This is a genomic window from Pseudonocardia sp. ICBG1293, assembly GCF_020131355.1.
Classification (GTDB): domain Bacteria; phylum Actinomycetota; class Actinomycetes; order Mycobacteriales; family Pseudonocardiaceae; genus Pseudonocardia.
The window spans coordinates 1-11150 of sequence record NZ_JAHLEL010000041.1; the positions used below are offsets into that span (position 1 = coordinate 1).

At 73.7% G+C, this 11150-nt stretch carries 13 protein-coding genes and 1 pseudogene; 12 read left to right on the forward strand and 2 right to left on the reverse strand.

Annotated elements, in window-relative coordinates:
* Positions 1–232: 232 nt before the first annotated feature.
* The 3 genes from KPF47_RS19600 (at position 233) to KPF47_RS19610 (ending at position 2000) form a co-directional block, all read left to right on the forward strand.
* Positions 233–1090, forward strand: coding sequence for an IS5 family transposase (locus KPF47_RS19600; RefSeq protein WP_224390180.1), 858 nt, complete (start codon positions 233–235; stop codon positions 1088–1090).
* A 77-nt stretch (positions 1091–1167) separates the two neighbouring features.
* Complete coding sequence (locus KPF47_RS19605) at positions 1168–1521, forward strand: helix-turn-helix transcriptional regulator (RefSeq protein ID WP_224388577.1); 354 nt, start codon at positions 1168–1170, stop codon at positions 1519–1521.
* Complete coding sequence (locus KPF47_RS19610) at positions 1518–2000, forward strand: SRPBCC family protein (RefSeq protein ID WP_224388575.1); 483 nt, start codon at positions 1518–1520, stop codon at positions 1998–2000. Before KPF47_RS19605 ends, KPF47_RS19610 begins: the two co-directional genes overlap by 4 nt.
* Here the strand turns inward: KPF47_RS19610 and KPF47_RS19615 are convergent.
* Positions 1964–2914 (reverse strand): helix-turn-helix domain-containing protein, encoded by a 951-nt coding sequence (locus tag KPF47_RS19615; RefSeq protein WP_308015434.1) that lies wholly within the window; start codon positions 2912–2914, stop codon positions 1964–1966. The genes KPF47_RS19610 and KPF47_RS19615 overlap by 37 nt on opposite strands.
* Before the next feature lie 62 nt (positions 2915–2976).
* Between KPF47_RS19615 and KPF47_RS19620 the strand changes: the two genes are divergently transcribed.
* From KPF47_RS19620 to KPF47_RS19645, 6 genes are read left to right on the forward strand one after another with little or no spacing between them, the layout of a single operon-like run.
* A complete protein-coding gene (locus KPF47_RS19620) occupies positions 2977–3903 on the forward strand; it encodes a VOC family protein (protein WP_224390181.1) in 927 nt (308 codons plus the stop codon).
* The gene (locus KPF47_RS19625; RefSeq protein WP_224388571.1) at positions 3903–4523 is read left to right on the forward strand and encodes an alpha/beta hydrolase; all 621 of its coding nucleotides are present in this window, start codon (positions 3903–3905) and stop codon (positions 4521–4523) included. Before KPF47_RS19620 ends, KPF47_RS19625 begins: the two co-directional genes overlap by 1 nt.
* 9 nt (positions 4524–4532) lie before the next feature.
* On the forward strand, positions 4533–7616 hold the full coding sequence (locus KPF47_RS19630; protein ID WP_224388569.1) for a DEAD/DEAH box helicase: 3084 nt from the start codon (positions 4533–4535) through the stop codon (positions 7614–7616).
* Positions 7609–8466 carry an SWIM zinc finger family protein gene (locus KPF47_RS19635; protein ID WP_224390203.1) on the forward strand — a complete coding sequence of 286 codons (858 nt, stop codon included), beginning with the start codon at positions 7609–7611 and terminating at the stop codon, positions 8464–8466. Before KPF47_RS19630 ends, KPF47_RS19635 begins: the two co-directional genes overlap by 8 nt.
* A gap of 9 nt (positions 8467–8475) precedes the next feature.
* Positions 8476–8751, forward strand: a complete 276-nt coding sequence (locus tag KPF47_RS19640) for a helix-turn-helix transcriptional regulator (RefSeq protein WP_224388565.1) — start codon at positions 8476–8478, stop codon at positions 8749–8751.
* Entirely contained in the window at positions 8744–9229 is a 486-nt protein-coding gene (locus tag KPF47_RS19645; protein ID WP_224388563.1) for a hypothetical protein, read from the forward strand. The genes KPF47_RS19640 and KPF47_RS19645 overlap by 8 nt, the downstream gene beginning before the upstream one ends.
* 148 nt (positions 9230–9377) lie before the next feature.
* Here the strand turns inward: KPF47_RS19645 and KPF47_RS19650 are convergent, their stop codons facing one another.
* A complete protein-coding gene (locus KPF47_RS19650; RefSeq protein ID WP_224390204.1) occupies positions 9378–9671 on the reverse strand; it encodes a DUF3817 domain-containing protein in 294 nt (97 codons plus the stop codon).
* Positions 9672–9928: 257 nt separating this feature from the next.
* On the opposite strand from KPF47_RS19650, the pseudogene KPF47_RS38915 reads away from it, so the two are divergent.
* From KPF47_RS38915 to KPF47_RS19665, 3 genes and pseudogenes are all read left to right on the forward strand, one after another.
* Positions 9929–10150: pseudogene (locus tag KPF47_RS38915) on the forward strand (maleylpyruvate isomerase N-terminal domain-containing protein); the annotation flags it as partial.
* Positions 10151–10265: 115 nt separating this feature from the next.
* The gene (locus KPF47_RS19660) at positions 10266–10472 is read left to right on the forward strand and encodes a hypothetical protein (RefSeq protein WP_224390206.1); all 207 of its coding nucleotides are present in this window, start codon (positions 10266–10268) and stop codon (positions 10470–10472) included.
* Between the two features lie 11 nt (positions 10473–10483).
* On the forward strand, positions 10484–11150 hold a 667-nt coding region (locus KPF47_RS19665; protein ID WP_224390205.1), incomplete at its 3' end, for an LLM class flavin-dependent oxidoreductase.

Consider the following 11150-nt stretch of genomic DNA (forward strand, 5'->3'; position numbering starts at 1 on the left):
CCTTAGAGGTCATTTCAGAACGAGGTCGACGTGTCTGTTGTAGACGACAAGCGGCTATCTGACCTGCCGTTTGATCTGTCGTCGAGGGGTCAATGGAAACTCGACAAGTCGTTCTGAAACGACCTCTTAGAGCGCCCGGCAAATGAGGTCGTGGGGGTGTCGTTGCAGGTAGAGGCACGGACCTCGGGTGATCATCGGATTGCTGAAGTCCTGATGATCGCCTGGAGGGTCCGTGCCTCTATTGCCAGAATCGCTGATCGACCCCCTCTGGGTCGAGTTCGCTGCCCTGATCGAGGCAGAGCGGCGCCCGGAGTTCGACCCGGCCCATCCGTGGGGATGTCACCGCCGCCGGATCCCCGACCGCCTGGTGTTCGAGCACGTGCTCGCGGCGTTGGTGCACGGCAGCGGCTACGAACGCATCGCCACCCCCGGCTGCTCGGACCGCACGATCCGCCGCCGTCTCGCCCAGTGGGCCGCCGCCGGCGTCGGGGAGCAGGTCCTTCGGGCCGCGCTGGCCGGCTATGGCCAGATGATCGGTCTCGACCTCGACGATCTGTCTGCCGACGGAGCGATCACCAAGGCTCCCTGCGGTGGCGAGGTCGCCGGCTGTAACCCGGTCGACCGGGGCAAACAGGGCACCAAACGCTCCGTGGTCTGCGACGGTGCGGGGATCCCGCTGCACCTGATCAGCGCCCGCGCCAATGACCACGACTCGCCGTTGCTGAAACCGACCCTGATCGGGATCTACGACATGATCGGGCCGCTGCCCGAGCGACCGTGCCTGCACCTGGACCGGGGCTATGACTCAGGCAAGACCCGCGATCTGCTCGAACGACTCGGGTTCGACGCACAGATCGCCACCAAGGGCCGGCCCGCCCCGATCCAGGTCGGTAAGCGGTGGCCGGTCGAGCGCACCCATTCCTGGATGAACGGCTACGGCAAGCTGCGCCGGTTCACCGATCGCCGGAAGATCATCGTCGAGTTCTACCTCAACCTCGCCGCCGCGCTCACCGTGATCCGCCGGCTGATCAACCATGCCCGCAGCCGCTACCGCTGGACAACCCGACCCACGACCCGTCGACTCCGATAACCATCAATCGCCGGACGCTCTAAAAGCGCTCCCGTCGCTACGGTGTTGTCAACCGAAGGGTTGAGCAAGGAGGAGTCGTGGAGGACCGGCTGAACCGGGTCTTCGCCGCACTGGCGGACCCGATCCGGCGCGACATGGTGGCCCGGCTGGCGACGGCCGACGCGACCGTGAACGAGCTGGCCGAGCCCTACGACGTCTCCCTGCAGGCCGTCTCCAAGCACATCCGGGTGCTGGAGGGCGCAGGGCTCGTCCGGCGCAGCCGGCAGGCCCAGCGCCGCCCGGTACATCTCGACGCGGAGGTGTTCGACCTGATGACGGCCTGGATCGAGCGGTACCGGCGGCAGGTGGAGGAGCGCTACGCGCGCCTCGACGACCTGCTCGCCGACGAGACGCCGGGATCCACCGGCACGAGCGAGGGAGCAGCGTCATGAGCACGACGACCCGCGAGACCGACATCGAGGCCGTCGAGGGCCTCCCGACGATCCGGATCACCCGGGAGTTCGACGCCCCGCCGGAGCGGGTCTTCGACGCGCACGTCGACGTCGAGAAGGTGAAGCGCTGGCTCGGCCCGCGCAACCTCACGATGACCGTCGACCGCTGGGACGCCGAGACCGGCGGCGGCTACCGGTACACCAGCTCCGACGAGACCGGCGAGTGGCGGTTCTTCGGGTCCTTCCACGAGGTGCGCTCACCGGAGCGGATCGTGCAGACCTTCTCCTACGAGGGCTTCCCCGACAGCGCCTGCCTGGAGACGCTCACGCTGACCGCCCTGCCCGGCGGCCGGACCCGGCTCGTCGCCGAGTCGCTGTTCGACTCGTTCGACTCCCGCGACGGGATGCTGGCCTCGGGCATGGAGGTCGGGGTCGTGCAGGGTCACGAGCGGCTCGACGAGCTGCTGGCCTCCCGGTAGGCGGCCGGCGTCAGCCCCGTCGCACGCTTGAACACCTGCCCGAAGTGCGACGGCCCGCGGAACCCCCACCGCGACCCGATGGCCGCCGCGGGCACGTCGGCCAGGCCCGCGTCGGCCAGGTCGCGCCGGCACATCTCGACGCGCCGGGCCCGGATCCAGGCCGCGGCACTGGTCCCGGTCCCGGCGAACAGGTTGTGCAGGTGGCGCGCGGAGACGAAGTGCGCGGCGGCGATCCCGGCGGGGGCGAGGTCCGGGTCGCCGAGGTGCGCCTCGACGTAGGCCTTGATCCGGTCCAGCAGGTCGCAGTGCGGGGCGGGCTCGGCCCCGGCCGTGCTCCGCAGCAGCACCCCGACCAGGTCCACGGCGTGCCGCACCGCGACGGCGGCGTGGGTGCCCATCGCGATCCGGTGCGCGTCGAGGTGGCGCAGGGTGTCGCACACGTAGCCGGCCAGCCCGGGGCCGGCGTCGAACGCGGTGCCCGCCACCCCGGTCAGGGGCTCCCCGCGGGGCTCGACGCGCTCGCGCGGGAAGTGCACGCACAGGGCGCGGAACGCGCGGTCCGCGGTGCGGGCACCCGGGCGGGCCGGGTCCAGCAGCGCCCACCGTCCGGGGACCAGCGGCTCGCCGTCGCCGAGCAGGGCGCTGCCCGCCAGCGCCACGACCAGTACCAGCCGGTCGTCCCCGGGGGCGGGCAGGTCACCGGCGACGGTGACGAAGGAGACGCCCTCCGGTCCGTCGGGACCGGGGACGGCCCCGGTCCCCGGGTCGGCGGGTCGGCGGGACGGTCGGCGACGGTCGTCATCGGCGGCTCCTGGTCGTGCTGGTGGCCGTACCCAGCCTAGTCGCGCAGCAGTCGTCCGACGGCCCGGTGCGGGCGTGCACGCGGACGACAGCGGTCTGCGCCCGTCGGCGATGTGCGGGGACCGTGTCGTTCCTAGCGTCCGGACACGTGGCTCATGTCGAAGGCTCGCACCATGTGACCCTGTCCGTCGCCGGCGCCCAGGAGGACGTCGACTTCCACACGAAGATCCTCGGCATGCGCTTCATCAAGCGCACCGTCCTGTTCGACGGCAACCTGCCGATCTACCACCTCTACTACTCCAACGCCGACGGCGACCCGTCCAGCGTGGTCACCACGTTCCCGTGGGCGCAGGCGGGCCAGTTCGGCACCCGCGGCACCAACCAGGCCCGCGAGGTCCTGCTGTCGGTGCCGGAGGGCTCGCTGGACTTCTGGGCGCAGCGGCTGCGGTCCCACGACGTCGAGGTCGCCGACGTCGAACGGTTCGACCGGCGCCGGCTCGCCTTCGCCCACCCGTCGGGCATCGAGTACCAGCTCGTCGCCAACACCGGCGACCCGCGCCGCGGCTTCGAGGGCAACGGGGTGTCGGCGGAGCACGCGATCCACGGCATCCACGGCGTCGGCGTGCACATGACCACCCCGGACCGGATGGTCGAGTTCGCCGACACCTCCTTCTTCGCCCAGGGCGACCCCGCCGAGGACGGCGACATGTTCGGCCTGCGGATCGGGGACGCGAAGGTCGGCAACCACCTGGAGATCACCGTCAACCGGAGCGAGGACCAGGGCACCTGGCGCTACGGCGCGGGCACCTATCACCACTTCGCGTGGAACGTGTCGGACCTGGCGAACCAGGAGGCGGTGAAGTTCGACATCGAGGGTGCGGGCTACACCGACATCTCCGAGCTCAAGGACCGCAAGTACTTCAAGAGCGTCTACGTCCGGACGCCGAGCGGGGCGCTGTTCGAGCTGGCCGTCACCCACGAGGAGGGCGGCTGGACCTGCGACGAGTCGCCGCACGAGCTGGGCACCCGGTTCCAGCTGCCGGAGCAGTTCGAGGACCGACGCGAGGAGATCTTCGCCAAGCTGGAACCGATCGAGGCCTGATGACCACCTGGGGGGACCCCGCGGCGCCGCTGGTCGTGCTCGCCCTGCACGGGCGGGGGCGCGACCCCGGCGACATGCGCGCCACCGCGGCGCGGTTCGGGGACGTGCCCGCCCGGTTCGTCGCCCCGGCGGCGCCGGGCGGCAGCTGGTACCCGAAGCCGTTCCTCGAACCGTTCGACGAGAACCGGGACGCGCTGCTGCGCGCGCTCGACGTCGTCGACGACCGGCTGGCCCGGCTGGCGGACGAGGGGGTCGGCCGGGACCGGGTGGTGCTGTGGGGGTTCTCCCAGGGCGCCTGTGTGGTCGCGCACCACCTGCTGGTGCGCGACCCACGCCCGTGCGCGGGACTGGTCGTGTTCACCGGCGGGTTCGTCGGCCCGGACCCGGTGCCCGCCCCGCCGTCGGGGTCGCTCGCGCCGACCCCGGCGGTGCTGCGGTCGATCTCGCGCGACCCGTGGGTGCCCGCGCACCGGGTCGAGGAGACCGCGGTCCTGCTGACCGGGGCGGGTGCGCGGGTGGACCTGCGGATCGACGACGGCGACGAGCACGTGGTCACCGACGAGGCGTGCGCGGCCGCGGCCGGGCTCCTGCACGCGGTGGCTGTCGGGGGTCGCCTCTAGCGTGGGGGTGTGTTCGTCGTCCACGCCCTGCACTCCCCCGCCCGCGGCGTCCTGCTGTGGGCGGAGGACGGCGAGCGGAGCCCGCGCACCGACCGCCGGTCACTGCGCACGGCGCGGCCGCACCCGTTCGCGGTGCCCTCGGACGCGCTGGCCGCGATCCACCCGGGCAAGCCGGCGTCGGTGACGGTGCTGCTGCCCTCGTACCCGTCGGGGCCGCAGGACTCCCCCGGTCTGGTCCGCTCCCGGCCGCGCACCCGCGGCCGGGGCGCGCCGACGCTGGCGCCGTGGACGGTGCCCGCGGTGGTCGTCGACCCCTCCGAGCTCACCGACCCCTCCCCCGAGGTCCGCTACGGCGCCGGCTTCACCCACCTCGCCGACCTCGCGCAGCTCGCCGAGGAGCTGGCCGCCCGCGGCCGGGTCCTGCCGGTGCTGCTCACCGAGTCCGGCCGGCCCGCGGCGCGCTGGCGCCCGGTCGTCCAGGGGCTGGACGCGGTCGCCCGCGCGGACCTCGTCCGTCGGCTGCCCCCGGTCGCGCGGGCCGAGCAGCGCCGCCCGGGCGACGTCGCGGGGCAGGACCCGGACACCCTGGTCGACGCCGCGCTGGCCCGCTTCACCGACACCGCGGTCCGCGAGCGGCTGGGGCGCAGTGCCACCATGCCGCTCCCGCTGCCCGCCCGGCCGGACGCGCCGGCGGCCCTGCTGCACGCACTGACCGGACCGTCGGCGGACCTGCCCGCGACCGGGGCCGGGCTGCAGGTGCTGCGCGAGGCGCTCACGGTGTGGGAGGACGTCGGGCGCGAGCAGCCCGGCGCCGCGACCGCCCTGTTCCGGCTCGCCGAGGTGTCCACCCTGCATGACCCGGCGGACCCCGGCCCGGACCTCGACGACCAGACCGGTGACGGCACCCGGTGGGAGCTGCAGTTCGCGCTGCGTTCCACCGAGGACCCGAGCCTGGTGTTCGACGCGGCCGGCGTCTGGGCCGGGGAGGCCGACGCGCTGGTGTCCGGCGCGCAGGACGTGCTGCTGGCGGAGCTGGGCCGGGCGGCGCAGGTGCTGCCGGATCTCGTGCCCGCGCTGCGCCGGGCCCGGCCGACCGGGCTGCCGCTCGACGTCACCGGCGCGCACCGGTTCCTCACCCGGGACGCGCCGGCGTTGCTGTCGGCCGGGTTCGGGGTGGCGCTGCCGCGCGGCTGGGACGGGCGCCGTCCGCTGGGGCTGCGGCTGTCGGCCTCGTCGGCCCCCGCCCCGGGGGTGATCACCCGCGGTGGCCTGGGGCGCGACGAGCTGGCGGAGTTCCGCTGGTCGCTCGCCGTCGGCGACGAGGAGCTGGGCGAGTCGGAGATCTCCGCGCTGGTGGCCGCGAAGGCGCCCCTGGTCCGGCTGCGCGGACGCTGGGTCGCCGTGGACGCCGAGGCGCTGGCGCAGGGGCTGGACTTCCTGCGCCGCCACCGGGACCGGCCGCCCACGGTCGGGGAGGTACTGGCCGCGGCCCGCGGCGACGCCCACGCCCCCCTCCCGGTGACCGACGTGTCGGCCCGTGGGGACCTGGGGGCGCTGCTGGAGGGCACCGCCGACCGCACGCTGACACCCGTTCCGGCACCGCCGGGGTTCACCGCGACGCTGCGCCCCTACCAGGAGCGCGGGGTGGCGTGGCTGGCGTTCCTGTCCTCGCTGGGGCTGGGGGCGTGTCTGGCCGACGACATGGGCCTGGGCAAGACCGTGCAGCTGCTGGCCCTGGAGGCGCACGACCGGGCCGACGGGCCGACCGGCGCGCCGTCGTTGATCGTGTGCCCGATGTCGATGGTCGGCACGTGGCAGCGGGAGGCCGCGACGTTCGCCCCCGGCCTGCGGGTGCACGCCCACCACGGCGCCTCCCGGCCGCGCGGTGCGGCCCTGCACGCCGCGCTCGACGCGGCGGACCTGGTCGTCACCACCTACGCGACCGCGACGCGCGACGCCGAGGACCTGCGGGCGTGGCGGTTCCACCGCCTCGTGCTCGACGAGGCCCAGATGATCAAGAATGCGCACGCGGCGGCGTCGCGCACGATGCGGTCGCTCGACGCGGCCCACCGGGTCGCGCTGACCGGCACGCCGATGGAGAACCGGCTGGCCGAGCTGTGGTCGGTGATGGACTTCCTCAACCCGGGGGTGCTCGGGGTGCCGGAGGTGTTCCGGCAGCGGTTCGCGGTGCCGATCGAACGCCACCGCGACGCCGGGGTGGCACGGACGCTGCGCCGGATCACCCGGCCGTACCTGCTGCGGCGGGTCAAGACCGACCCCACGGTGATCGACGACCTGCCGGAGAAGATCGAGATCGTGGCCGACCACCGGCTCACCCGGGAACAGGCGTCGCTGTACCGGACCGTGGTCGACGACATGATGGAGAAGATCGAGGACAGCGACGGCATCGAGCGCCGCGGCAACGTGCTCGCGGCGATGAGCAAGCTCAAGCAGGTCTGCAACCACCCCGCGCAGCTGCTGCACGACGGGTCCCCGATGCACCGCTCGGGCGGGCGGCACCGCTCGGGCAAGGTCGCCCGCCTCGAGGAGCTCCTGGAGCCGGTGCTCGCCGCCGGGGACCGGGCGCTGCTGTTCACCCAGTACACCGAGTTCGCCGCCATGCTGCGACCGCACCTGTCGGCACGGTTCGACACCGAGGTCCTCTACCTGCACGGCGGCACCTCGAAGAAGCGGCGCGACGAGATGGTGGAGCGGTTCCAGTCCGGCGAGGGGCCGTCGCTGTTCCTGCTCTCGCTGCGCGCGGGCGGCACCGGGCTGGCCCTGACCGCGGCGAACCACGTGATCCACCTGGACCGGTGGTGGAACCCGGCGGTGGAGGACCAGGCCACCGACCGCGCGTTCCGGATCGGGCAGCGGCGCGCGGTGCAGGTGCGCCGGTTCGTGTGCCCGGGCACCGTGGAGGAGCGCATCGAGGCGCTGGTCACCGCGAAGCGGTCGCTGTCGGACATGGTGGTGACCGGCGGGGAGGACTGGCTGACGTCGCTGTCGACCTCCGAGCTGCGCGCGGTGTTCGCACTCGGCTCGGACGCGGTGGCCGATCCCGACGAGGACACAGGGGGCGGCGATGAGTGACCGGCCGTTCTGGGCGCAGGAGGACTTCACCGGCGGGCCGCCGCGCCGCGTCGAGGGCGGGATCCGGATCCACGCGACGCGGGGTGCGGTCGCCCGGACCTGGTCGGCGCGGTTCCTGGCCGTGCTGGAACGCCTCGGCGTCGGCGGGCGGCTCTCGCGTGGCCGCAGCTACGCCCGGTCGGGGCAGATCGTGTCGCTCGACGTCGACGCGGGCGCGGTGGTCGCACTGGTGCAGGGCACCCGGCCGCAGCCCTACCGGGTGCGCATCGGGCTGCGGGTGTGGGACAAGACGGAGTGGCGGGGCGTGGAGCAGGCACTGGCCGCCGACGCCTGGTACACCGCGGCGCTGCTGTCGGGCACCGTGCCCCCCGAGATCGAGGAGTTGCTCGACGGCCTGGGCCTGTCGCTGTTCCCGGCCGACGTCGCCGACCTCGCACAGGACTGCTCGTGCCCGGACCACACCGTGCCGTGCAAGCACCTGGCCGCGGTGTTCTACGTGCTGGCCCAGCGGTGCGACACCGACCCGTTCACGCTGCTCACCCTGCGCGGACGCGACCGGGACACGCTGCTGGAGCGGCTGCGGTCCGAGCGCGACCGCACCGGCGGCCGATCCGCGCCGTCCGGGCCGGTGCCGCTGGCGGTCCTGCTGGACGACTTCTGGGAGGGGGCGCCCGGCTCCGCTCCCCCGCGCCCGCCGGACACCGAGCCGGCGCGCGGTCCTGGACCAGGTGCCCGAGCCGTCCCTGCGGGCGAACGGCGGGCGGCTGACCGACGCGTTGCGGCCGGTGTACCGGGCGCTGGCCCATCCGGACGCGTGAAAGGTCGGGTAGACCCGACCCATGTCGGGTAAAGCTGTCGCATGGGCAGGCTCCCCGCCGATGTGCGATCCGACGTCGCCGCAGCGCGACGCCGGGCGAGTCTGACCCAACGACGACTGGGCGAACTGGTCGGCGTGAGCCGCCAGACCGTGGTGGAGATCGAGGCCGGCGGATACAACCCGTCGACGGCGGTCGCACTGCGACTGGCGGTCGCGCTGGACACCCCGGTGGAGCAGTTGTTCGCGCTGCCCGCCGCGGAGGCCGACAGGATCCGCGCCCGGCGTGACGCAGCGAAGACGGGAGGCCGGGATGCCTAGTCCGTGGACGGCCCTGCGCGAGACGCAGCGCCAGATCAGGAACGAGACCGACGAGCGCGCGGAGCTGGTGCTGCTGCGGCGCCGCTGCCTGGAGATGCAGGTGGTGGTCGTCGCGGGGGCGCTCGGCGTGGTCGTTCTACTGGGCCGCCCGCTCGGACTGCGGGATGCCTCCGGGGCGACCTGGTCCGGTGCCGTGCTCGTACTGGTACTGAGCCTTGTCGCCGTGTGGCTGGTCGCACGGGCGGTCGGTCGAGCCCTGTACGGGACACACGTGACACCCGAGCGGGAGCGAGCGGAGACGCTCCGCGCGCTGCTGCTGTTGCCGCTGCTCGTGGTGGTCGCCGGGGCTGTCCACTGGTGGGTGGGCGGCGACCTCGCCGACACCGGGCTCTACGTCGTACTGCTCGCCGTCGCCACGGGTGCCGGCCTGGGACTGCACCTGTGGTGGATCCGGAAGCCCGTCCCGAGCGAGCGATGAGCTGGAAATATGTGAGGGCCCGGTCGCCGTGGTCGAGCGACCGGGCCCTCGTCCCGAACTGACGCGCCGCTCCCACCACCAAGCGACGACCTGAAGTTAGCCTAGGCTTACCTGCGTCGTCAAGCGCGGCGCGCGGGTCCGGGAGGACTCAGCCGGTCACGGCCCGGGCCCGCGCCGGATCGAGCCGGCCGGTCGCCCCGGCGTGCCGCTCGAACCAGATCGTCGTCAGCGGCGGGATGCTGGCGAGCAGACCGATCACGACGGTGCGCAGGTCCCAGCGGAACAGCCGGGCGGTCCACAGCGTGACGACCACGTAGGCGACGAACAGCGCCCCGTGGATCGGCCCCATGACCTGCACCCCGAGCTCGGAGGTGGCCAGGATCCACTTGACGAACATGCCGATCAGCAGGCCGGTCCAGGACAGCGCCTCGGCGATCGCCACGGCGCGGAAGACCTTGGCGACGAGTGACGGGTCCGTTCATGACGGGTGCTTCCTCCAGGCGGACGGGACGTCGTCGTCCACTCTGCCGCATCCCGCACACCACCTTCTACCGGGTGTCGAACAACACGGCGGGCGATGAGTCGGCGTCCTGCCGACGGTCGGAGCAGACGGGGCCCCGCGATCGCAGGGCCCCGACCGACCGGAGGTAGCCCGTGCCCGATCTCGTTCCGACCGCCCGCGCCGTGGCCGACATCGTCGTGGGAGTCCGCGACGACCAGCTCCACGACCCGACGCCCTGCGACGGCATGACCGTCGCCGCGCTGCTGGACCACCTGCACGGTCTGGCGTGGGCGTTCCGGGTCGCGGCGGAGAAGTCCCCCGAGGCCGCCGGTACCGCGCCGAGCGCCGACGCCGGCAATCTCGTCGGGGACTGGCGGACCGCGATCCCGGCCCGGCTCACCGCGCTGGCGCAGGCGTGGCGCGAACCGGCCGCCTGGGAGGGCTTCACCGCGCGGCGGCGGTCTGGACCTGCCCGCCGACGTCGCCGGGGTCATCGCCCTCGACGAGCTGGTCCTGCACGGCTGGGACCTCGCCGTGGCCACCGGCCGCCCGTTCACCCCCGACGACGAGGCCGTCGCCGCCGTACTGGAGTTCACCACCGCGATGTCCGCACCCGGCCAGGAGGCGTCGCGGGAGGGTCTGTTCGGGCCGGTGGTCCCGGTCCCGGCCGATGCGCCGCCGTTCCACCGGGCGCTGGGCAACAGCGGCCGCGACCCGCGCCGGAGCCCCGACGCGGGGTAGCGTCGACCGACGTGGTGACGTCCCCGCACGGCAAGGTCCGCATCGGCGTCGGCTCGGTGGGGCTGCAGGCCACCGACCCCGGGTCGGAGTTCGACGAGTTCGTGGACGCGCTCGAGCGCGCCCGGATCGACTCCCTGTGGCTGCCCGACCTGGTCTCCGCCCCCGGTGTCGACGCGATGGTCGGCACCACCTGGGCGGCGGCCCGCACCCGCACGCTCAAGGTCGGCACCGGTGTCACGATCCTGCCGTGTCGCAACCCGATGCTGCTGGCGGCCGAGTCGCGTCGCTGGCGGTGCTGGCACCGAAACGGATCCTGCCCCGCGTTCGGCATCCGTGCCGCGACGCCGTCGGAGCGCCAGCTGTTCCCGTGCCCGGCAGCCGGGCCGCGGTGTTCGAGGAGTCCCTGGTGGTCCCTGCGACGGCTGCTGTCCGAGGACTCGGTGACCCACCACGGCGAGTTCTTCACCCTCGACGACGCGACGGTCGCACCGCGCCCGGCCCGGCCGCCGGACCTGTGGCTGGGGGGGACGCGCGGAGGTCGGGCTGCGCCGGGTCGGGCGGTTCGCCGACGGCTGGCTGCAGCTTCCTCACCCCCGACGAGTCCGCCCGCGCGCGTAACCGTGATCGAGGGCGCGCCGCGCGCGACGCAGGCCGCGCGATCGACGACGACCACTACGG

What these genes read in the sequence shown, in the direction of transcription:
- KPF47_RS19610 (WP_224388575.1), top strand. Translation starts at nt 1,518, where the DNA reads ATGAGCACGACGACCCGCGAGACCGACATCGAGGCCGTCGAGGGCCTC.
- KPF47_RS19625 (WP_224388571.1), top strand. Translation starts at nt 3,903, where the DNA reads ATGACCACCTGGGGGGACCCCGCGGCGCCGCTGGTCGTGCTCGCCCTG.
- KPF47_RS19635 (WP_224390203.1), top strand. Translation starts at nt 7,609, where the DNA reads ATGAGTGACCGGCCGTTCTGGGCGCAGGAGGACTTCACCGGCGGGCCG.
- KPF47_RS19640 (WP_224388565.1), top strand. Translation starts at nt 8,476, where the DNA reads ATGGGCAGGCTCCCCGCCGATGTGCGATCCGACGTCGCCGCAGCGCGA.
- KPF47_RS19645 (WP_224388563.1), top strand. Translation starts at nt 8,744, where the DNA reads ATGCCTAGTCCGTGGACGGCCCTGCGCGAGACGCAGCGCCAGATCAGG.